The sequence below is a fragment of the Kytococcus schroeteri genome (assembly GCF_002847825.1).
GTDB classification, from domain to species: domain Bacteria; phylum Actinomycetota; class Actinomycetes; order Actinomycetales; family Dermatophilaceae; genus Kytococcus; species Kytococcus schroeteri.
This window is the reverse complement of sequence record NZ_PKIZ01000002.1, coordinates 131315-152936: the sequence shown is the minus strand read 5'-3', so window position 1 is coordinate 152936 and position 21622 is coordinate 131315. Positions and strand designations below refer to the sequence as shown.

General features: G+C 72.1%; 20 protein-coding genes. 11 read left to right on the top strand and 9 right to left on the bottom strand.

Translation table 11 applies throughout. The annotated features are described in order from the left end of the window. Both CYJ76_RS01865 and CYJ76_RS01860 read right to left on the bottom strand, forming a co-directional pair. Window positions 1-1011, bottom strand: coding sequence for an ABC transporter permease (locus CYJ76_RS01865; RefSeq protein ID WP_070705557.1), 1011 nt, complete (start codon window positions 1009-1011; stop codon window positions 1-3). A gap of 107 nt (window positions 1012-1118) precedes the next feature. Next, window positions 1119-2807 (bottom strand): ABC transporter substrate-binding protein, encoded by a 1689-nt coding sequence (locus CYJ76_RS01860; RefSeq protein WP_101849084.1) that lies wholly within the window; start codon window positions 2805-2807, stop codon window positions 1119-1121. A gap of 206 nt (window positions 2808-3013) precedes the next feature. On the opposite strand from CYJ76_RS01860, the gene typA reads away from it, so the two are divergent. After that, window positions 3014-4903: a translational GTPase TypA gene (gene typA / locus CYJ76_RS01855; RefSeq protein ID WP_070705555.1), complete on the top strand. Its 1890-nt coding sequence runs from the start codon at window positions 3014-3016 to the stop codon at window positions 4901-4903. Window positions 4904-4967: 64 nt separating this feature from the next. Here the strand turns inward: typA and CYJ76_RS01850 are convergent, their stop codons facing one another. From CYJ76_RS01850 to ppk2, 3 genes are all read right to left on the bottom strand, one after another. Continuing rightward, window positions 4968-6242 carry a dicarboxylate/amino acid:cation symporter gene (locus tag CYJ76_RS01850; protein ID WP_101849083.1) on the bottom strand — a complete coding sequence of 425 codons (1275 nt, stop codon included), beginning with the start codon at window positions 6240-6242 and terminating at the stop codon, window positions 4968-4970. A 124-nt stretch (window positions 6243-6366) separates the two neighbouring features. Beyond that, window positions 6367-7677, bottom strand: a complete 1311-nt coding sequence (locus CYJ76_RS01845) for an SLC5/6 family protein (protein WP_202820447.1) — start codon at window positions 7675-7677, stop codon at window positions 6367-6369. 97 nt (window positions 7678-7774) lie between these two features. Beyond that, on the bottom strand, window positions 7775-8665 hold the full coding sequence (gene ppk2, locus CYJ76_RS01840; RefSeq protein WP_070703523.1) for a polyphosphate kinase 2: 891 nt from the start codon (window positions 8663-8665) through the stop codon (window positions 7775-7777). 69 nt (window positions 8666-8734) lie between these two features. Between ppk2 and CYJ76_RS01835 the strand changes: the two genes are divergently transcribed. From CYJ76_RS01835 to CYJ76_RS01805, 7 genes are all read left to right on the top strand, one after another. Continuing rightward, the gene (locus CYJ76_RS01835; RefSeq protein WP_101849082.1) at window positions 8735-10186 is read left to right on the top strand and encodes a flavin reductase; all 1452 of its coding nucleotides are present in this window, start codon (window positions 8735-8737) and stop codon (window positions 10184-10186) included. Then, a complete protein-coding gene (locus CYJ76_RS01830; protein ID WP_101849081.1) occupies window positions 10183-12195 on the top strand; it encodes a VanW family protein in 2013 nt (670 codons plus the stop codon). The genes CYJ76_RS01835 and CYJ76_RS01830 overlap by 4 nt, the downstream gene beginning before the upstream one ends. A gap of 106 nt (window positions 12196-12301) precedes the next feature. Beyond that, the gene (fdxA, locus tag CYJ76_RS01825) at window positions 12302-12625 is read left to right on the top strand and encodes a ferredoxin (protein ID WP_070703319.1); all 324 of its coding nucleotides are present in this window, start codon (window positions 12302-12304) and stop codon (window positions 12623-12625) included. A gap of 78 nt (window positions 12626-12703) precedes the next feature. Continuing rightward, window positions 12704-13990 (top strand): citrate synthase, encoded by a 1287-nt coding sequence (locus CYJ76_RS01820; RefSeq protein ID WP_070703320.1) that lies wholly within the window; start codon window positions 12704-12706, stop codon window positions 13988-13990. Window positions 13991-14108: 118 nt separating this feature from the next. After that, a complete protein-coding gene (locus CYJ76_RS01815; protein ID WP_070705495.1) occupies window positions 14109-14870 on the top strand; it encodes an LOG family protein in 762 nt (253 codons plus the stop codon). Window positions 14871-14906: 36 nt separating this feature from the next. After that, window positions 14907-15203: a DivIVA domain-containing protein gene (locus CYJ76_RS01810; RefSeq protein ID WP_070705496.1), complete on the top strand. Its 297-nt coding sequence runs from the start codon at window positions 14907-14909 to the stop codon at window positions 15201-15203. An 81-nt stretch (window positions 15204-15284) separates the two neighbouring features. Continuing rightward, window positions 15285-15719: an SRPBCC family protein gene (locus CYJ76_RS01805; RefSeq protein WP_180802174.1), complete on the top strand. Its 435-nt coding sequence runs from the start codon at window positions 15285-15287 to the stop codon at window positions 15717-15719. A 78-nt stretch (window positions 15720-15797) separates the two neighbouring features. Here CYJ76_RS01805 and CYJ76_RS01800 read toward each other — a convergent pair whose 3' ends face one another. Beyond that, complete coding sequence (locus tag CYJ76_RS01800) at window positions 15798-16592, bottom strand: enoyl-CoA hydratase/isomerase family protein (RefSeq protein WP_070704866.1); 795 nt, start codon at window positions 16590-16592, stop codon at window positions 15798-15800. Window positions 16593-16823: 231 nt separating this feature from the next. Between CYJ76_RS01800 and CYJ76_RS01795 the strand changes: the two genes are divergently transcribed. From CYJ76_RS01795 to CYJ76_RS01785, 3 genes are all read left to right on the top strand, one after another. Then, on the top strand, window positions 16824-16994 hold the full coding sequence (locus CYJ76_RS01795; RefSeq protein ID WP_070704863.1) for a DUF3117 domain-containing protein: 171 nt from the start codon (window positions 16824-16826) through the stop codon (window positions 16992-16994). A gap of 81 nt (window positions 16995-17075) precedes the next feature. Beyond that, window positions 17076-17702, top strand: a complete 627-nt coding sequence (locus tag CYJ76_RS01790) for an O-methyltransferase (RefSeq protein ID WP_101849079.1) — start codon at window positions 17076-17078, stop codon at window positions 17700-17702. A 100-nt stretch (window positions 17703-17802) separates the two neighbouring features. Next, window positions 17803-18246, top strand: a complete 444-nt coding sequence (locus CYJ76_RS01785) for a Sec-independent protein translocase family protein (RefSeq protein WP_141494745.1) — start codon at window positions 17803-17805, stop codon at window positions 18244-18246. Between the two features lie 88 nt (window positions 18247-18334). On the opposite strand, the gene CYJ76_RS01780 is transcribed toward CYJ76_RS01785, so the two are convergent. Genes CYJ76_RS01780 through CYJ76_RS01770 form a run of 3 tightly spaced genes read right to left on the bottom strand, consistent with a single transcriptional unit; the run spans window position 18335 to window position 21531 of the window. Then, window positions 18335-19468 carry an Mrp/NBP35 family ATP-binding protein gene (locus CYJ76_RS01780; protein WP_101849108.1) on the bottom strand — a complete coding sequence of 378 codons (1134 nt, stop codon included), beginning with the start codon at window positions 19466-19468 and terminating at the stop codon, window positions 18335-18337. Continuing rightward, window positions 19455-20216, bottom strand: a complete 762-nt coding sequence (locus CYJ76_RS01775) for a DUF1003 domain-containing protein (protein ID WP_238138113.1) — start codon at window positions 20214-20216, stop codon at window positions 19455-19457. The genes CYJ76_RS01780 and CYJ76_RS01775 overlap by 14 nt, the downstream gene beginning before the upstream one ends. Beyond that, window positions 20206-21531, bottom strand: coding sequence for a magnesium transporter MgtE N-terminal domain-containing protein (locus CYJ76_RS01770; RefSeq protein ID WP_101849106.1), 1326 nt, complete (start codon window positions 21529-21531; stop codon window positions 20206-20208). Before CYJ76_RS01770 ends, CYJ76_RS01775 begins: the two co-directional genes overlap by 11 nt. Between the last annotated feature and the right edge of the window lie 91 nt (window positions 21532-21622).

The window sequence follows — 21622 nt, the reverse complement described above, 5'->3', positions numbered from 1 at the left end:
TCACCTCGTCCGGACGCGCGGGTCGATGACCGCGTAGAGGATGTCGACGATCAGGTTCACGAGCACGTACACGGCGGCGGCCACCATGACGAGCAGCTGCAGCATCGGGTAGTCGCGCTGGCGGAAGGAGATGGCCAGCGCCTCGCCGATGCCGGCGATGGAGAAGACCGTCTCGGTGAGCACGGCACCGGCCAGGAGCGCACCGATCTGCAGGCCGATGACCGTCACCACGGGGATGAGCGCGTTGCGCATCACGTGGCGGCCGCGGATCACGCGGGAGGCCAGGCCCTTGGACTGCGCGGTGCGCACGTAGTCCTCGTCGAGGACGTCCAGCACCGAGGCGCGCGTGATGCGGAAGATCACGGCGAACGGGATGGAGGCCAGGGCCAGGCCGGGCAGCACGAGGTGCAGCAGGGCGTCCCAGGCGGCGTCCCACTCGCGGGTCATGAGCCCGTCGAGCACGAAGAAGTTGGTGATGTGCGTGGCGTGCAGGCTCGGGTCCTGGCGGCCGGAGACCGGCAGCCAGCCGAGCTCGGTGGCGAAGATCCACTTGAGCACGAAGGCCAGGAAGAACACCGGCACGGCCACACCCACCAGCGAGCTGACCACCGAGAGGTTGTCGAACAGGCCACCGCGGCGACGGGCCGCGAGGTAGCCCAGGGGGATGCCGGCCAGGCAGGCCAGGGTGATGGCCACGACGGTCAGCTCGATGGTGGCCGGGGCGCGCTGCACGAGGATCTCGGTGACGGGCGTGCCGGGCACGAGGCCGGTGGAGACGCCGAAGTCGCCGGAGAGGCAGCGCTTGAGGAAGGCGACGTACTGCAGGGGCAGGGGTTGGTCCAGGCCGAGCTGTGCCTCGAGGGCCTTGCGGGCCTCCGGGGTGCCGCGGTCGCCCAGCAGGGCGGACACGGCGCCGCCGGGGAGCGAGCGCAGCCAGAAGAAGAGCAGGACGCTCAGGACGACCAGGACGAGCACCATCTGGAGCAGACGGCGCGCGATGAAGCGGATCACAGGCGCACTCCTGTCGGGGTGGTCCGGGGTACGGGTGCGCCCGGGGCGTCAGGGTGACGCCCCGGGCGCCGGTCGGCGGGGGCCGAGGTGCACGGCCCCCGGGTGGCTCACTCCGAGAGCGAGGCGGAGGCGAAGCGCTCGGCGGTGAGCGGGGAGGCCACGAGGCCCTGCACCTTGGAGCTCACCACGAGGGCGGGCGGCGAGTGGGTGAGCGGCACGGCGGGCAGGTGCTGCTCGTCCATCAGCTCGGCGTTGAGCTCCTGGTAGCGCTTCTCCCGCTCGGCGTCGTCCACGATGGCGTCGGCCTTCTTCAGGTCGGTGGCCAGCTTCTTGCCCCACGGGTACTCGCCGGTGGCGAAGCGGTTGTCGGTGGTGCCGAAGAAGGTGCCGATGAAGTTGTCCGGGGAGTCGTAGTCGCCGGTCCAGCCCAGCAGGTAGGCCTGCGCCTTGCCGGTGTCCACGCCGTCGAGGTAGCCACCGTTCCACGGCTTGGAGCTCGCCTTGACGGTGATGCCGGCCGCCTCGAGGTCACCCTGGATGGCCTCGAAGATCTTCTGGGGGTCCGGCATGTAGGGGCGGGACACCTCGGACGGCCACCACACCTCGAGGGTCAGGTCCTCGGCGCCGGCCTCCTTGAGCAGCTTCTTGGCGCCCTCGGTGTCGTGCGGGATCGCCTCGACCTCGGAGTTGTATCCCTTCACGGTGTCGGGCATGAACTGCGTGGCCACGCTGGCGCCCTCGGGCATCTGGCTCTTGACCAGCTGCTCCTTGTTGATGGCCATGGCGATGGCCCGGCGCACCTTCGGGTCCTTGAGCTTCGGGTTCTCCTTGGCGTTGAGGCCCAGGTAGAGGATGTTGAAGGGGTCGCGCTTCATGACCTGGTTGCCCTCGTCCTCCAGCGACTTCCAGTCGATGGGGTTGGGCAGGTCGTAGCCATCGATGGACCCGGCCTTGAGCTCCTGCTTGCGGGTGGACTCGTCGGGGATGACCTTGAAGATCAGCTCGTCGAGCTTGGCCTTGTCACCGTGGTAGTCCTCGTTGCGCTTCAGCTTGATGGTCTTGTTGGCGCGGTCGTAGCCGGCGAAGGTGAACGGGCCGGTGCCGGTCGGGTGCTTGGTGGCGTACTCCGGGTAGGTGAAGCCCTCGCCCTGGGCCTTCACGTCGTTGGCCTTGTACTTGTCCATGGCCGTGGGGGACTGCATGGCCAGCGAGGAGAGCGTCAGCATGGTGGGGAACTTGGACGTGGGCTCGGTGATGGTCACCACGGCCTTGTTGTCCTCGGGGGCCTTGCAGCCCTTGTAGAGGGAGTCGACCTTGCCGTCGGCGAAGCCGCCCATGGTGTCCTGCCAGTAGGCGGAGACCGACGGGCTCTGGCCGGCACCGGTCTGGTTGTACATGCGCTCGAAGTTCTTGCACACGGCCTCGGCGTTGAAGGGGGTGCCGTCGTGGAACGTCACCCCCTCCTTGAGGGTGAAGGTCCACTGGGTGCCGTCGTCGTTGGACTCCCACTTGGTGGCCAGCCCCGGGCCCACCTTGGCGGTGCCGGGCTCGATCTCCAGCAGCCCCTCGAAGACCTGGCGGGTGATGCGGAAGGTCTCGCCGTCGGTGGCGTAGAAGGGGTCGAAGAGCTTGGGCTCGCCGGCCGCGCCGAAGGTCAGCGTGCCGCCGGCGGCCTGTTCACCCCCGCCGGAGCCCTCACCCCCCTTGTCGCGCTGGGACTCCGCACACCCGGACAGGGTGAGTGCGGCGGCGCAGACGGCGGCTGCGACGGCCGCGGACTTGCGGTGGGTGCTCATGGGCTCTCCTCACGTGTCTCGCGCAGGGCGTGTGACCTGCGCGACCCGGGGCCGCGGGGGCGGCCGTGTGTGGATCAGACGCTAGGCGTCGGGCGCGGAGCGGGCCACATCTTGGGCAAGTCGCAATCCGATTGACACCAATTCGTGACCTGCGCGACATCCCGGGGGTGGGGCGAGCGACCGCGATCGGGGGGATACTGGAGGTTATGACGCAGACCTCCCGCGCTGACCGGCGCAATGTCGCCATCGTTGCCCACGTCGACCACGGAAAGACCACGCTGGTCGACGCCATGCTCCACCAGTCGGGGGTGTTCGGCGAGCACTCCAAGGTCGACGAGCGGGCGATGGACTCCGGCGACCTCGAGCGGGAGAAGGGCATCACCATCCTCGCCAAGAACACCGCGGTGCACTACCGCGGCCCGGCCGCCCAGGACCTCGAGGGGGTGGGCGAGGACGGCGTGGTCATCAACATCATCGACACCCCCGGCCACGCCGACTTCGGTGGCGAGGTGGAGCGCGGCCTGTCGATGGTGGACGGTGTGGTGCTCCTCGTGGACGCCTCCGAGGGCCCGCTGCCCCAGACGCGCTTCGTGCTCCGCAAGGCCCTCGAGGCCAAGATGCCGGTGATCCTGGTCATCAACAAGGTGGACCGCCCCGACGCCCGCTGCGCGGCCGTCATCGACGAGGTCTACGAGCTCTTCATGGACCTGGGTGCCGAGGAGGAGCAGATCGACTTCCCGATCGTCTACGCCTCCGGCAAGGCCGGTCGCGCCTCCCTGGAGGCCCCGGGCGACGGGGTTCTGCCGGAGAACGAGGACCTCGAGCCGCTCTTCCGCACCATCCTAGAGACCGTGCCGGCCCCGGTGTACGACGACGAGGCCCCGCTGCAGGCCCACGTCACCAACCTCGACTCGTCCAACTTCCTCGGCCGCCTGGCCCTGTTGCGCATCAAGAACGGCACCCTGCGCAAGGGCCAGACCGTGGCGTGGATGAAGCGCGACGGCAGCGTCTCCAACGTGCGCCTGTCCGAGCTGCTCGTCACCGAGGGGCTGGAGCGCCAGCCGGCCGAGTCCGCCGGCCCGGGCGACATCGTGGCCGTGGCCGGCATCGCCGAGGTGATGATCGGCGAGACCCTGGCCGATCCGGAGAACCCGGTGGCGCTGCCGCTCATCCACGTGGACGAGCCGGCCATCTCCATGACCATCGGCACCAACACCTCGCCGCTGGCCGGCAAGGTGAAGGGCAGCAAGGTCACCGCCCGCCTGGTGAAGGACCGCCTCGACTCCGAGCTCATCGGCAACGTGTCGCTGCGCATCCTGCCGACCGACCGTCCCGACGCGTGGGAGGTGCAGGGCCGCGGCGAGCTGGCGCTGGCCATCCTCGTGGAGCAGATGCGTCGCGAGGGTTACGAACTCACCGTCGGCAAGCCGCAGGTGGTCACCAAGGAGATCGACGGCAAGGTGCACGAGCCGGTCGAGGCCCTGACCATCGACGCCCCGGAGGAGTTCCTCGGCGCGATCACCCAGGTGATGGCCAACCGCAAGGGCCGCATGGAGGAGATGAGCAACCACGGCACCGGCTGGGTGCGCATGGAGTTCCGCGTGCCGAGCCGCGGCCTCATCGGCTTCCGCACCGAGTTCCTCACCGAGACGCGCGGCACCGGCATCGCCCACCACATCTTCGACGGCTACGAGCCGTGGTTCGGCGAGATCCGCACGCGCATCGCGGGCTCGCTGGTGGCCGACCGGGCCGGCAACGCCACCTCCTACGCCATGTTCAACCTGCAGGAGCGCGGCACCCTCTTCATCCACCCCACCACCGAGGTGTACGAGGGCATGATCGTCGGCGAGAACTCGCGCGCCGATGACATGGACGTGAACATCACCAAGGAGAAGAAGCTCACGAACGTGCGCTCCGCCGGTGCCGAGGTGCTGGAGCGCCTGGCCCCGCCGCGCGCGATGAGCCTGGAGCAGTCGCTGGAGTTCTGCCGCGAGGACGAGTGCGTGGAGGTCACGCCGGAGGCCGTTCGCATCCGCAAGGTGGTGCTCGACCAGGTGGCCCGCGGCCGCGAGGCGCGCCGCGCGAAGAACGCCTGAGCAGGCCCGCGCATGCCGGAGGCCGGCACCCCCACGGGGGTGCCGGCCTCCGGCATGTGGTGCGTCAGGCCGTGCGGGTGGCGGCCACACCCGCAGCGGGGCTGACGCCGGTGGTCGCCTCGTCGCGCGCGGTCTCCTCCTGGCCGTGGCGACCGAAGCCGCGGTTGCGGGCCAGACGGTCCACGACCTGCGCGATGGCGCCGTCGCCGGTGACGTTGGTGGCCGTGCCGAAGGAGTCGATGGCGATGTAGGTGGCGATCATCAGGCCCACCTGGGCCTCGTTGAAGCCGAGGTTGCTCTCCATGAGCGCCACGGCGGCCATGACCGCACCACCGGGCACACCGGGGGCGGCGATCATCATGATGCCCAGCAGCAGGATGAAGCCGACCATCGTGCCGGGGTGCACCTCCATGCCCGAGAGCATCATCACGGCCATGGAGAAGCAGGTGAGCTTCACCGTGGAGCCGGCCAGGTGGATGGTGGCGCACAGTGGCACCACGAAGGAGGCCACCGGCTCGGAGACGCCGTTCTTCAGGCTCTGGCGCAGGGTCACCGGGATGGTGGCCGCCGACGAGGAGGTGCCCAGGGCGGTGGCGTAGGCCGGGAGCATGTTCTTGAGCAGCACCAGCGGGTTGCGCCCCGACACGGCGCCGGCCACGCCGAACTGCATGAGCAGCAGCGCCACGGTGAGCGCGAAGACCAGGAGGATCACGCCGGAGAAGGTGGTGATGACGTTCCACACCTCGCCCGCGGCGGTCATGTTCAGGAAGACGCCGAAGATGTAGACCGGCAGCAGCGGGATGATGATGCCGCTGATGACCTTGTTGACGATCTCGCGGAACTCCTCGAAGCCGCGCTGCAGGGTGTCGCCCTTGATCATGGTCATGCCGACGCCGACGGTGAAGGCCAGCAGCAGGGCGGTCATGACGCCGAAGGCCGGGTCCATCTCGATCTCGAACCACGGTGCCAGCAGCGCGTCCTCCGGGTTGCCCAGCTGGGGGGTCGAGCGGCCGCGCAGCAGGTCCGGCAGCACGGCCGAGCTCACGGCGTAGCCGAGGAAACCGGCGAACAGGGTGGAGCCATAGGCCAGGGCGGCGGTGAGGGCCAGCCACTTGCCGGCGCCGCGGCCGAGCTCGCCGATGGCCGGGGCGATGAGGCCCAGGATGATCAGCGGGATCACGAAGCCGAGGAAGTTGCTGAACAGGCCGTTGAAGGTGGCCACCGTGCGGGTGAGTGCCTCGGGGGCGATCCGGCCGACGAGGATGCCCAGCACGATCGCCAGGACGATGCGGGGCAGCAGTCCGAACCAGCGGCTGCGCGAGGGGGAGTCAGAGGTCATGGCGCGGAATGTAACCGCGGGCCGGCACGGGGCGCCCGCCGCCGCCCGGCCCGTCCACCGATCGCAACCGAGTTGTGACCCGTCACCCTCCGGGGGCCGGGGGTGGCGCCGGCGAGGGCAGGTCCTAGAGGTACGGCTGGAGGGCCTTCGGCACGGCGTAGGCGGCGGCGCTCACGGCCACCAGGCCCATCACCACCACGAACGAGTGCGCTGCCACGCGGTGGCGGAAGGGCTTCAGCGCCGGCACCGTGTGAATGGCCACGATCGGCATGAGGTACAGGTAGGCCGCCATGACCGGGCCCGAGAGCGCCTCGATGATGTCCAGGATGGTCGGGTTGAGCACGGCCGCCAGCCACGCGGTGAGGCCGTAGACCCCCGCGATGCCCAGGTCCAGCGTCCGGTCGCCGATCCGCTCGCGCCGGTCCACCAGGGCGCGCACGAGGCCGCGCCCGCCCTCCGCGGCACCGAGGTAGTGGCCGAAGAAGGAGGACGCGATGGCCGCCACGGCGATGATCGGGCCGGCCCACAGGAAGAACGCGTTGTCCATCTCCTTGGCCAGGTAGGACAGCACCGAGAGGTTGGAGCCCTCCGCGCGCTCCAGGCCGTCGGGCCCCAGAGCGAGCACGCTGGACCAGACGAAGGCCATGGTGAACACGGTGAGCAGCGTGGCGGTGCGTCGCAGGATCTGGGAGGCCTTGGCGGCGGCGCGGTCACCCTGCTCGGTCTGCATGCTCAGCGAGAACTGCGAGATGGCCGCCGAGTGGTTGAACGCGAACACCAGCGTGGGCACCAGCATCCACAGCGTGGTGCCGAAGTCGCCCTCGGGCATCCACTGGAAGGCCCCGGGGCGCCAGTGCGGCACGAGCAGCAGCGTGGAGACCGCCAGCAGGGCGATGAGCGGGTACACCAGGGCCTGGGTGACGGCCATCACCAGCTTCTGGCTGGTGAGGACCGCCGCCATCATCAGGCCTACCAGCACCAGCGAGAGCAGCCACCGCGGCGGGGAGGCCAGGCCCAGCTGGTGGACCATGAAGTCGTCCACGGTGTTGGTGAGCGCCACCGCGTAGATGAGCACGATGGGGTAGAAGCACAGCCAGTACAGCACCGTCACCAGGGTGCCCGGCACCTCGCCGAAGTAGCCGCGGGCGAGCTCGGTGATGTCCTTGCCCTTCTCCGGGGCGGCGCAGATGAGGCGTGAGAGGGCCCGGTGCGCGAAGTAGGTCATCGGCCCGATGAGCAGGGTGCCCACCACCAGCGGGGCCAGCGAGGTGGAGGCGGCGTTGAGCGGTAGGAAGAGGATGCCGGCCCCCACCGCCGTGCCGAAGAGACTGATCACCCACGCCGTGTCGGCGCCGGTCCAGCGTCCGGGGGCGCCGTCGGGGTGGGGGCCCCGGGCGGCTCGGGTGGGCGTGGACGGTCCTGCGGAGGGGGACATGGGTCCTTCCGGGCGGGGGTGGGGACCTCGCGACCCTAGCCGTTGGCCCCGGCGTCCGGCACCTCCGCGGCGTGTCGACCGGGGCCGGCCCGCGTGGTCAGTCGCCGATGGTGTCCTTGGCGCGGCGCACGATCTGCGGGTCGGGCTCGCCGACGATGTCGTGGTCCTTGCCCTCGTACTCGAACTGGCTGAGGAAGTAGCGCATGGCGTTGATGCGCCCGCGCTTCTTGTCGTTGGACTTGATGGTGATCCACGGCGCCCAGTCGGTGTCGGTGCGGGCGAACATGTCCTCCTTGGCCGCGGTGTAGGAGTCCCACTTGTCCAGGGAGGCGAGGTCCATGGGGGAGAGCTTCCAGCGGCGCACCGGGTCGATCTGGCGGATGGCGAAGCGGGTGCGCTGCTCGTGCGCGGTGACCGAGAACCAGAACTTGGTGAGGGTGGTGCCGGCGTCGGTGATCATCTTCTCCAGCTGCGGCGCCTGCTGCATGAACTGCTCGTAGTCGGGGCCGTTGGTGAAGTTCATGACACGCTCCACGCCGGCGCGGTTGTACCAGGAGCGGTCGAAGAAGACGATCTCGCCGGCGGTGGGGAAGTGGTTGACGTAGCGCTGGAAGTACCACTCGCCGCGCTCGCGCTCGCTGGGCTTGTTGAGCGCCACCACGCGGGCGAAGCGTGGGTTGAGGTGCTCCATGAAGCGCTTGATGGTGCCGCCCTTGCCGGCGGCGTCGCGGCCCTCGAACACGAGGATGTGGCGCGAGCCGGACTTCTGCGTCCAGTTCTGGAACTTGATGAGCTCGACCTGCAGCAGGTACTTCTCGACGTCGTAGTCCTCGCGCGTCATGCGCTCGTCGTACGGGTAGTTCTCCCGCCAGGTCTCGACCGCCTTGCCGCCCGGATCGATGAGGTCGGGGTCCGACCCCTGGTCGTCCCGGACGGTGTAGCCCTCCGCGGAGAGGCGGTCGATGTACTCGCGCAGTTCCATCTGCATGGGTGCAACATAGCCGCAGCACATGACCGTGAGGTGAACGGCCGTGCCCGGGACGCCTACGGTTGCCCCATGCAGCACCCGACGCCCGCCGATCTCCCGGTCCTGGCGGTCCACGCACACCCCGACGACGAGACCCTCGCCACCGGTGTGGCCCTGGCCACCCTGGCCGAGCGGGGCCACCCGGTGCACGTGCTCACCTGCACCCTGGGGGACCACGGCGAGGTGATGGTGCCGGGACTCCAGCACCTGGAGGGCACCGAGGCGCTCGCGCCGCACCGCCGCGGTGAGCTGGCGGCGGCGGCGGAGGCACTGGGCGTGCAGGTGCGGGTGCTGGGCGAGGAGCCGGGTCGGCCCGACCCGGCGGCGGCGCTCTTCCGCGACTCGGGCATGGCCGGCAGCCCCGAGGCCGCCCACCCGCGGGCCCTGGTGAACGCCGACCGGTCCGCGCTGGCGGCGCTGGTCCGCGAGGAGGTCGAGCGCACCGGCGCCCGCATCGTGCTCACCTACGACGAGACCGGGGGCTACGGCCACCCCGACCACGTGGCCGTGCACCGCGCCACCGTGGCCGCCGTGCGCTCCCTGCCGGCCGAGACCCGTCCCGAGCTGTACGCCGCCGTGACCCCACGGTCCTGGGAGGCCGAGGGGCGCCGCTGGGTGGCCGACCACGTGGACCCCGTGGAGCCCACCGGCTCCTTCCGGGGCCGGCCCACCGAGGGCGTCGTCGTGCCCCGCCCGGAGGGACCGGACCCCGAGCACCCCCGCGAGGTCGACGCCTGGGCCAGTGGGGTGCGCCCCGACGAGGACGTCACGCACGAGGTGCACGGCACCCCCTCGAGCCTGGCGGCCGTCTCCGCCGCCCGCCGTGCCCACGCCACCCAGGTGACCGAGCACGACGGGTGGTGGGCCATGACCAACCTCGTGGCACACCGGGCGGCCCCGGCCGAGGGCTACTCGCGGCTCGACCCGGCATCGGGGCGGGTCGTGACCGGCGACAGCGACCTGCGGGCCCCGCTGGCCGGCCCCATGGCCGACCGGGACGCCTTCCGGGCCGCGATGTCCGCGCTGCCCACCGGGGTGACGGTCCTCACCACCCGCTGGGGGTCCGGGGTGCACGCCATGACCGCCAACGCCGTGGTGCCGGTCTCCCTGCACCCGGTGCTGCTGGGGATCCTCGTGGACAACGCGGCGCGCTTCGGCGAGGCCGTGCACGCCTCGGGGGTGTTCGCCGTGAACGTGCTGCCGGCCTCCGCCCGCCGCCACGGGGAGTGGCTGTCCACGCCCGGCCGCCCGGTGGTGGGCCAGCTCGACCGGGTGCCGACCTACTCTGGTCCGATGACCGGACTGCCCCTGCTCACCGAGGCACTCGCCACGGCCGAGTGCCGCGTGGTGCACCACGTCGTGCTGGGTGACCACACGCTCTTCGTCGGCCTCGTGGAGGGTGTGGGCGACGGGCGCGCGGACGGGGTCGACGACACCGACCCGCTGCTCTTCCACCGCGGCCGCATGCGGGGCACCCGGTGACGGCGCCCGCGCCGCGCGGGCAGGGAACCCGCTGGCAGGGCGTGGCCTCCACCGTCTTCCTGCTGGTCGGCCTGCTCGCCCTGGTCTACCTCGCGCTCGTGCTGGTGGTGGGGCGCACCACGCCGCGCCAGCTCGTCGTCGGCGGCACGGACGTGAGCCGCCTGTCGCACGAGCGTGCCCACCGGACCCTGCAGGAGGAGGCCGACCGCCTGGACCGGGAGCCGATGACAGTGGTCGTCGACGGTCGCCCGCACCGCATCGCCGCCTCCGAGCTGGGCCTGGGCCACGACGTGGACGCCAGCCTCGAGGGCACCACGGGACGCACCTGGGACCCGCGCGACCTGTGGGTGCGCGCCACCGGCGAGGTGCACCGCGACTGGGTGGTCACGGTGGACGAGTCCCGCCTGCGGGAGCGGCTGGGGCGGCTCTCCCAGGAGGTGGGCACCCCGGCCCGGGACGCCTCGGTGCGCCTGGAGGGCACCGAGACCGTGGTGACCGAGGCGCGCACCGGCCGGGGGCTCGACGTGCGCGGGACCGCCGAGGCGGTGGGTGACGCCTGGCCCGCCACGCGCCGGGTGGACGCGCGGATCCGGGAGCAGCGGCCTGCCGTGACCACGCGGCAGGTGCGGGAGTTCGCCGACCGCGTGCTCGGCCCGGCCCTGTCCGGCCCGGTGACCCTCGTGGCCACCCCGGACGCGGCCGAGCCGTCGCCCGACCCGACGGCCTCGCCCTCGGGCGACGCCCCGCAGGAGGACGTCCCGCCCCACGAGCAGCCGGTCGTGCTCTCGCGCGAGGTCCTCGCCTCGATGCTGTCCGTCGGCGGGGAGGGCGGACGCCCCTCCCTGGAGGTCGACGCCTCGCGCTGGGTGGAGGAACTCGACGCGGGCCACCCGCTGGCCGACCGGCCGGCCCGCGACGCCCGGCTGGTGACCGCGGGGGAGGGTGCCCGGGTGGAGCCGGGGCGCGCCGGGCGCCAGGTCTCCGTGGGCGACGTCGAGGAGGCGGTCCGCCAGGCCGTGCGGGCCCAGGAGCGCCGTGCCCCGGTCGGCGTGCACGTGGTGCAGCCGGCCAAGGACGGCCAGGGGTGGCGGACCGACCGCATGGGCACCTTCACCACCCGGTTGCCCGGCGGGCAGGAGAACGCGGCCCGGACCCACAACATCCGCACGCTGGCCCGGCAGCTGGACGGCACCGTCGTGGCGGCCGGTGACCAGTTCAGCCTGGTGCGGGTGATGGGGGAGCCCACGGAGGAGAAGGGCTACCGCGAGGCGCACGTCATCAGCGACGGGACGCTCTCCAACGCCGTCGGCGGCGGGCTCTCGCAGGTCTCCACCGCCGTCTACAACGTGGCCTTCGAGGCCGGGGTGCAGCTGGACGAGCACAAGCCCCACAGCTACTACATCGCCCGCTACCCCGAGGGGCGCGAGGCCACCCTGTGGTACCCCTCCATCGACAACCGGTGGACCAACGACACCCCGGCCCCGGTGCTGCTGCGGACCCGGGTGGAGGGGCAGGACCTGACCCTCACCCTGTACGGCGTGAGGCAGTACGACGTGGAGTCGACCACCCGGGAGCGCCAGCACGTGGTGGAGCCCCGGAAGTACTGGAGCAACAGCTCCACCTGCATCAGCCAGCACGGGGTGAAGGGCTTCGACGTCACCGTGGAGCGCCGCCTGGAGCCGGTGCAGGGCTTCGACGGCCCGGCGCGCACCGAGACGGTGGACACGCACTACGAGCCCAGTGACGAGGTGTGGTGCACCAACCCGGCCTCGCCCGAGTTCTCCGGGTCCACCGTGCCGCCCTCGTGGGACTACCGCCCCTTCTCGGAGCGGAAGGCCGACAAGGCGCAGGACGCCCGGGACCGGGCCGAGCGCGAGGCACGGGCCGACCAGCAGGCCGAACAGGAGGCCGCAGAGCAGGACGGGCGCCCCGAGGGTGGGGCGTCGCCGAGCCCGTCGTCCTCGCCCTCCGGGGAGCCGGGGGCAGGGCCCTCGGCGTCCGCCGGCTGAGTGGCGTGGGCCCCCGTGGGCGGTGGGCCGGTGCGAGTGCACTTAGGATGAAGGGCCGGAGGTGGCCTGCGTGCCCGCCGTGCCGAGCTGCCAGGAGGAAGAAAGCGTGACCTACGTCATCGCCTTGCCGTGTGTCGACGTCAAGGACAAGGCCTGCATCGACGAGTGCCCCGTCGACTGCATCTACGAGGGGGAGCGGTCGCTCTACATCCACCCCGACGAGTGCGTGGACTGTGGTGCGTGCGAGCCGGTCTGCCCTGTGGAGGCCATCTACTACGAGGACGACCTGCCCGACGAGTGGGCCGACTACTACAAGGCGAACGTCGAGTTCTTCGACGACCTCGGTGCCCCCGGAGGCGCTGCCAAGATGGGCGTGATCCCCAAGGACCACCCGGTGGTCTCCGCCCTGCCGCCCCAGGGCGACCACTGACCTGACGCGACGGGCGCCGCTGCGCGGTGCCACCCGTTCTGACTGCTGGCCACAGGCCGGCCCGCCGAGAGGAAGACCATGACCGCCGACAAGGCACCCGCCACCTTCACCCACGAGGGCACGACCCTGGAGTTCCCCTTCGTCGAGTCCGTCGAGGGCGACAACGGCTACGACATCTCCGCCCTGCGCAAGGAGACCGGCAACGTCACGCTCGACGTGGGCTTCGTGAACACCGCCTCCTGCTCGTCGGCCATCACCTTCATCGACGGCGACGAGGGCATCCTGCGCTACCGCGGGTACCCCATCGAGCAGCTGGCCGAGAAGTCCGAGTTCATGGAGGTCGCCAAGCTGCTCATGGACGGCGAGCTGCCGTCCGCCGAGGAGCTGGACACCTTCCGCCGCGACGTGCGCGCCAAGGCGGTCATGCCCGAGGGCATGAAGGACTTCTTCCACTCCTTCCCCACCGACGCCCACCCGATGCCGGTGCTCTCCTCGGCCATCTCGGCGCTGTGCACCTACGACACCGAGAACCTGGACCCCTTCGACCCCGAGCAGCTGGAGAACGCCGCCCGCCGCCTCATGGGCCAGGTGCCGGTGCTGGCCGCCAACGCCTACCGCAACCGTCAGGGCCTCGGCCCGATGCAGGCCGACACCGACCTGACGGTGGTGGAGAACTTCCTCCGCATGACCTTCGCGGACGCCGACGGCAACTACGAGCTCGACGAGCGCATGGTCCGTGCGCTGGACATGCTCTTCGTGCTGCACGCCGACCACGAGCAGAACTGCTCCACCTCCACGGTGCGCCTGGTGGGCTCGGCCAACACCAACCTCTACGGGTCGGTCTCCGCCGGCGTGCAGGCCCTGTGGGGTCCGCTGCACGGTGGCGCCAACCAGGCCGTGCTGGAGATGCTCGAGGGCATCCAGAAGTCCGAGGGCGGCGTGGACGAGTTCGTCCGCAAGGTCAAGAACAAGGAGGACGGGGTCAAGCTCATGGGCTTCGGCCACCGTGTCTACAAGAACTACGACCCGCGCGCGGCCATCGTCAAGAAGACCGCCGACGAGGTGCTGGAGCACCTGGGAGCCGGCGACGAGCAGCTCGAGATCGCCATGCAGCTGGAGAAGGTCGCCCTCGAGGACGAGTACTTCGTGCAGCGCAAGCTGTACCCGAACGTGGACTTCTACACCGGCCTCATCTACCAGGCCATGGGCTTCCCGACCGACATGTTCACGGTGCTCTTCGCCATCGGGCGCCTGCCGGGCTGGATCGCCCAGTACCGCGAGATGATCAACGACCCGCACACCAAGATCGGCCGTCCGCGCCAGATCTACACCGGGTCCGCGCAGCGCGACTACCCGACCGCCTGACGCGCGACGCACCGCGCACCACGAGCACGCCCCCGGCCGCGCGGCCGGGGGCGTGCTGCGCCCCGGGGCGGTGGCAGGTCGTCGGGAGGTCGTCGGTGCCGATGGTTACGGTGGCCCGGTGACCACATCGCGGAAGTCCAGCTACTACAAGGGTCCGGTACGCCTGCGGGGCCGGCGCGTGCCGTCGGAGACCACTGACGAGCGCCTGCTGCGCAACGACGGCCTGGGGGCCTTCGTGCACACCGACCCGTGGCGCGTCATGCGCATCCAGGCCGAGTTCGTGGAGGGCTTCGGGGCGCTGGCCGAGCTCGGCCCGGCCGTGAGCGTCTTCGGCTCCGCGCGGGCCACACCCGACTCGCCGGCCTACGCCTTCGGGCTGGAGGTGGGGCGCCTGCTCGTGGAGGCCGGGTTCGCCGTCATCACCGGGGGCGGGCCGGGCACCATGGAGGCCGCCAACCGGGGCGCGGCCGAGGCCGAGGGTGACAGCGTGGGCCTGGGCATCGAGCTGCCCTTCGAGACCGGGCTCAACGAGTACGTCGACCTGGGCGTGAACTTCCGCTACTTCTTCGTGCGCAAGACGATGTTCGTCAAGTACGCCAGCGGCTTCATCGTGCTGCCGGGCGGCTTCGGCACGCTCGACGAGCTCTTCGAGGCGCTCACCCTGGTGCAGACCGGCAAGGTGACCCACTTCCCGATCGTGCTCATCGGGGTGGACTTCTGGCAGCCGCTGCTGGACTGGATCCGCGACGTCCTCATGGAGCGCGGCATGGTCTCCCCGCAGGACACCGACCTGCTGTACCTCACCGACGACCCGGCCGACGCGGTCCGCCACGTGGTGGAGCACCCCGGGGCCGCCCGCCGGGGACGTCCCGCGGAGTGAGGCCGGCGGCGCCCGCGGCGTGCCATGATCTGCGCCATGGAGGTCGTCGTCATCGTCCTGCTCGTCTGCGTCGTGGCCTGGGTGGCCGCGCTGGCCGTCGGGCGCCTGCCCGCGGGGGAGGGGGCCCTCTCCCCGGAGCTGCCGGCCGACGCCGCCGTGCACCTGCCGGACGGCCCGCTGCACGCCCAGGACGTGGAGGGCCTGCGGCTGCCGGTGGCCCTGCGGGGCTACCGCATGGCCGAGGTCGATGACGCCCTGCGCCGCATGGCCGAGGAGCTGGAGGCGCGCGACCGGGCGCTCGAGGCGGCGCGCCGCACGCCCCCGACCGCGTGAAGCGGCCCACACCGTGGCAAGGTGTCCCTGCCTCCACCCTCGTCGCACACCGGGTGGGGCCTGGAGCAGAGAGGAACACCCGTGAAGTCGTTTGAGGTGGAGCGCTTCGCGAGCGCGCCGGTGGAGGCGGTCTGGCCGCTGCTCACCGAGTTCGCGCCCCGCAGCGCCTACACCCCCTACAAGGTGACCACCACCGCGCCGGGCCCGGTGGGGATCGGCTGGACGTTCGAGGCGCGCACGCCCGTGGGGCTGGGCTCGGCCCGGGACGAGTTCAAGGTGACGCGCTGGACGCCGCCGACCGGGGGCCCCGCCGCGTTCTCGCTGCGCCGGGTGGGTTCCCGGGTGGCCGGCTGGTGCGACGTGACGATGACCCCGCACCCGCGGGGGTGCCGCATCTCGTGGCGCGAGTCCGTGCGCCCCTCGGGTATGGGGGGCGACGGCGCGGCCGAGCGCGCGGTGAACAAGGCGGTCAAGCGCGCCATCGAGGCCGCGGAGGCGTCCTCCCGCCGGGCCTGAGCCGAGGCGCCGGACACGCACGCAGGAGGGCCCGCCCCGTGGAGCGGGCCCTCCTGCGTGCCCGGGGCGGTGCGGGGGTCACTCGCCGGCGAAGACGGGCCTCTCCTTGGCCAGGAAGGCCTCCACCGCGGCCCGGTGGTCGCGGCTGCTGCCGGTGCGGCGCATCTGCTCGGCCTCGAAGGCCAGCGCGCCGGGCAGGTCCGTGCCCTGGGCGGTGCGCAGCGAGGCCTTGATGGCGGCGTAGGCCACGGTCGGCCCCTGGGCCAGGCGCCCCGCCAGCTCGGCCACGGTGGCGTCCAACTCCGCCGCCGGCACCACGGTGCCCACGAGCCCCATCGCGAGGGCCTCCTGGGCGGACACACGGCCCCCCATGAGGAGCAGCTCGGCGGCCCGCTGCGGCCCCACCAGGCGGGGCAGGTGCCAGCTGGTGCCGGAGTCGCAGGAGAGCCCGATGCCGGCGAAGGCGAAGGTGACCTGGGCCTCGGCGGCCATCACGCGCACGTCGCAGGCCATGGCGAACGCCGCGCCGGCCCCGGCGCACGCCCCGTTGATGCGGGCGACGACGGGCTTGGGCATCTCGGCCAGCGCGGTGACGATGGGGTTGTAGTGCTGCGGCACCGTGTCCCAGGCGGTGCCGTCCTCGAGCAGCCCGATGTGCTCCTTGAGGTCCTGCCCCACGCAGAAGGCGCGGTCACCGGCGCCGGTGAGCACCACGACGCGCGCGGCGGGGTCCTCGGCCACCTCGCGCAGGGTGGAGAGCAGGGCCTCCTTGGTGGCCACGTCGAGGGCGTTCATCGCCTCGGGGCGGTTGAGGGTCACGGTGGCCACGCCGTCGGTGAGGTCGAGCAGGACGGGGCGGGGGTTGTCGTTCACGGTGTGCTCCTGTCGGGTCGGCTGCCCGTAGCCTGCCACCCGGCCGGCACCCGTGGGGAGGTGGTGCGAGTGTTGCGATGCGGTGACGATCCGCCCGTCGGGCCCCCTCTCGCGCCGAGCAGTGCCGCCGATGGGCGATAATGGTCGCTGCGACCAGCGGACCTGCACGAGCAGGCCCACCCTGTGCCGGGCCCGGTCCGCGCGTCCGGCACGACGACGAAAGGTAGAGGCATGGCTGCCATGAAGCCCCGCACCGGTGACGGCCCCCTGGAGATGACCAAGGAGGGCCGCGGCATCGTCCTGCGCATGCCCCTGGAGGGCGGTGGCCGTCTCGTGGTCGAGATGACGCCCGACGAGGCCAAGGAGCTGGGCGCGGTCATCAACGACTGCGTCGGCGCCTGACCTGCGCGCCCCCCACCCGGTGGGCCCTCTCCCGATGCGGGGGAGGGCCCACCGGCGTCTGCGGCCGCATAGTGTGGCCCCATGAACCGTGAGCAGGTCGCGCTGGCCGCGTACGCCGCCCGCTGGCCCGCCGAGCCGGTGGGCGCCGCCGACGCCGCGGACGTGGCGCGCACCCAGGCGGGTGGTGGGGACGTGGCCGCCGAGGGGGCCGTGCTGCGCCTCGTGGCGCGCACCGCCGCGGCGCGCTCCGCGGTGACCGCCACCACGATGGGCGGCGCGCTGCCGCTGTGGATCCTCCAGGGCATGCCCACCGACGGGGCGCTCACCTGCATCGACGACGAGCCCCGCGCCGCGCTCACCCGCCGTGCCACCACCACGGCCGGGGTGCCCCAGCACCGCTGGCGGATCATGCCCGGGCGTCCCGGCGAGGTGATGACGCGCCTGCGCGACGCCGCGTACGACCTCGTGGTGGTGGACGCCCCCGCGCCCGACCTGGCCGACCAGGTGGAGCAGGCACGCCGCGTCGTGCGGCCCGGGGGGCTCCTGGCGATGGTGGGTGCCGGCCTCGGCGGCCGCCTGGCTGACCCCGTGGACCGGGACCCGGGCACGCTGCTGGTGCGCCACGTGCTGGAGGAGTGGCGCGAGCGGGACTCCGACGCCCTGCTGCTGCCGGTGGGGGCGGGGGTGGCGCTGGCTGTGGCCCCGTGACGGCGGGCTGGCACACTGTCCCCTGGCCACCCGCCGGGCGGGACGGCCACCGGGGGCCCGACGGGGCCCGTGACGCACGGACGACGACAGGAGCAGGATCGTGAACATCTTCGGGATGTCCCAGTGGGAGCTCCTGCTGATCATGGTCGCGGTCCTGGTCATCATCGGTCCCGACCGCCTGCCGGCCGCCATGGACAACCTCCGCCGCTGGGTCCGCCAGGCCCGCGACATGGCCAACCAGGCCAAGGGCGACCTGCGCGAGCAGGTGGGCGACGACGTGGACCTCGACTGGCGCAAGTGGGACCCCCGCCAGTACAACCCGCGCCGCATCGTCCGCGAGGCGCTCATGGAGGACTACCAGCCCCTGGTCGACGAGCTGAACCCGCTCAAGGACCCGACCTCCACGCCGGCCGGCGAGACCACCGGGGTGGCCAGCTCCACCGGTGCCGTCGAGCAGCGCGGTGGAGCTCCCACGCCCCGCTGGGGCAACCCACACACCTACGACCCGCTGGTTCCCACCCCCTTCGACCCCGACGCCACCTGAGGCGCCGCCCGGCCGCGCACCGCGGGGTGGCCACGCGCAGAGGGTCCGGGACGCACGCAGCGTCCCGGGCCCTCTGACGTGGTCGGGGTCAGACCGGACTGATGCCCAGCTTGCGCCCCGAGAGGCCCCGCGCACGCTGCGCCAGGCCGGAGGCGATGTCGTTGAGCGCGGCGCCGGCGGGGCTGTCCGGGGCCGCCAGGACCACCGGGGTGCCGGCGTCGCCGCCCTCGCGCAGTCGCGTGTCCAGCGGCACCTGGCCCAGCAGCGGCACCTCGCCGCCGATGGTGCGGCCCAGGGACTCGGCCACGGTGCGGCCGCCGCCGGAGCCGAACAGCTCCTGGCGCGTGCCGTCGGGCATCTCGAGCCAGGACATGTTCTCGATGACGCCGGCCACGCGCTGCTTGGTCTGCAGGGCGATGGCGCCGGCGCGCTCGGCCACCTCGGCGGCGGCCTGCTGCGGGGTGGTCACCACGAGCAGCTCCGAGCCCGGCAGCATCTGGGCCACGGAGATCGCGATGTCACCGGTGCCCGGCGGCAGGTCGAGCAGGAGCACGTCGAGGTCGCCCCAGAACACGTCGGAGAGGAACTGCTGCAGCGCGCGGTGCAGCATCGGGCCGCGCCAGACCACCGGCTGGTTGCCGGGCACGAACATGCCGATGGAGATGACCTTCACGTCGTGCGCCACCGGGGGCATGATCATCTCGTCCACCTGGGTGGGCTGGCGCTCCACGCCGAGCATGCGGGGCACGGAGAAGCCGTAGATGTCGGCGTCCACCACGCCCACCTTGAGGCCCTGGGTGGCCATCGAGGCGGCGAGGTTGACCGTGACCGAGGACTTGCCGACGCCGCCCTTGCCGGAGGCCACGGCGTAGACGCGGGTCATGTTGTCCGGGCGCTGGAAGGGGATCTCGCGCTCGGCCTGGCCGCCGCGCAGGCCCTGCTTGAGGGCGGCCCGCTGCTCGTCGTTCATGACGCCCATCTCCACGTCCACGGCGGTGACGCCCTCCACGCCGCCGACGGCCTCCTTGACGTCCTTCTCGATGGTGGACTTCAGCGGGCAGCCGGCCACGGTGAGCAGCACGCGCACGAGCACGCGGCCCGGGTCGTCCTTCGCGGTGAGGACCTCCTCGACCATCCCGAGCTCGGTGATGGGGCGGCGGATCTCCGGGTCCTGGACCGTGCTCAGGGCATGCTGGATGGCAGTGGGATCAGGGGTGGGCATGTCCTCCATCGTACGTGCGGTGCCTCGTGGCCCCCGCACGCGAGGGGGAGCACCCGTCGTCCGGCTCGTCGCGCGGGTCGGGCTGCTCGCCCTGCTCCCGGTCGTGCTGCCGCTCGTCGAGCTCCTCGAGGAGGTCCTCCAGCAGGTCGCGCAGCTCGGAGCGGACGAAGTCGCGGCTGGCCATCTCGCCCACGGTGAGGCGCAGCGAGGCCACCTCGCGGGTGATGTACTCGGTGTCGGCCAGGTTGCGCTCGTCGCGGGCGCGGTCCTGCTCGATGCTCACGCGGTCGCGGTCGTCCTGCCGGTTCTGGGCCAGCAGGATGAGCGGCGCGGCGTAGGAGGCCTGCAGCGACAGGATCAGGGTGAGCAGCGTGTAGTTGAGCTCGCGCGGGTCGAACTGCGCGCTGACCGGCATGAAGGTGTTCCACGCCAGCCACGCCCCCACGAAGAGCGTCATGTACAGCAGGAACTGCGGCGTGCCCATGAAGCGCGCGAACGCCTCGCTGGCCCGGCCGAAGGCCTCGGAGTCCATGCCCACGCGCGGCAGGCGCCGGCGCTGGGAGGTCTGCGGGGTGGACAGTCCGCCGGAGGACTCCAGCCGGTCGACGGTCTTCAGCGTGCCGGTCTTGGCCGCGGCCGTCCGGGGGCGGGTGGTGCTCCCCTCACCGGCGGCCTGACGGCGCGCCCGGCGCTCGCGCAGCTCGCGCAGGCGGCTCGCGCGCTCCTCACGGTCCATGTCAGCGGCCACGGGTCACCTCCTGCTCCTCGACCTCGTCCAGGGCGGCCGAGACGTCGGGGGCCTCGGTGTCGCGGTCCTCGCGCCAGTCGTCCGGGAGGATGTGGTCGAGCACGTCGTCCACCGTGACGGCGCCCAGCAGGCGCCGGTCCTCGTCCACCACCGGCAGCGAGATCATGTTGTAGTTCGCCATCGTGCGGGTGACCTCGCCGAGGCTGGCGTCCACGTGCAGCGGGTCGATGTCGCTGTCGACGATGGCGCCGATCGCCTCGTGCGGGGGTTCGCGCAGCATCCGCTGCAGGTGCACCACGCCCAGCAGCTTGCCGGTGGGCACCTCCAAGGGGGCGCGGCAGACGAAGACCATGGCGGCCAGCGCCGGGTGCAGCTCGGAGCGTCGCACGGTGGCCAGGGCCTCGGCGATGGAGCTGTCGGCGCCCAGCACCACCGGCTCGGTGGTCATCATGCCGCCGGCGGTGTCCTCGTCGTAGGTGAGCAGCGTGCGCAGCGGCTCGGCCTCCTCGGGCTCCATGGCGCCCAGCAGGATGGCGGCGGTGCCCTCGGGCAGCTCGCCGAGCAGGTCGGCGGCGTCGTCGGGCTGCATGGCCTCGAGCACGTCGGCGGCGCGGTCGGTGGCCAGGTCGGCCACGATGGCGACGCGGTCCTCCTCGGGCAGCTCCTCCAGCACGTCGGCGAGCTTCTCGTCGGGCAGGGCCTCGGCCACCTCGCGGCGCCGCTTGGGGGTGAGCTCCTGCAGGGCGTCGGCCACGTCGGCGGGCTTGAGGTCGTCGAAGCTCTCCACCAGGCGGTCGGCGCCCTGGGCGGCGTCCTCGGTGTGCAGGCCGCTCACGGCGTCCACGTCCACCACGAGGGTCTCGCCGCGGCGGCGCAGGCTGAGGCGGTGGCGGCGCGAGGGCGGCGGGGTCTTGCGCACGAACACCTTGGTGACGTGCCAGTCGCGGTTGCGCTGCTGGTTGATGCCGATGTCCTCGACCGTGGCCTCGAAGCGCTCGTCGTCGTCGGCCACCACGACCCGCCGGTCGAACAGCTCGGCCTGCACGAGCACCTCGCGCGGCCGGCGCTCGAAGCGGCGGATATTGAGCAGGCCGGTGGTGATGACCTGTCCGGCGTCGATGCTGGTGACGCGCGTCATCGGGAGGAAGACGCGCCGGCGGCCGGCCACCTCCACGACCACGCCGATGACGCGGGTGAGGCGGCGTTGGCTGGAGTGCTGCACGACGACGTCGCGGACCTGGCCCACCCGGTCGCCGAGGGGATCGAAGACGCCCAGGCCGATGAGGCGGGAGACGAAGACGCGGGGTGCACTCACGGGCACAGGGTAGAGGGTGGGGCCTGCCGGGCCCCGGCACGGCGACACGGCACACAGGGGCCTCCCAGCGAACCCCCAGCCCGGCCCGCCA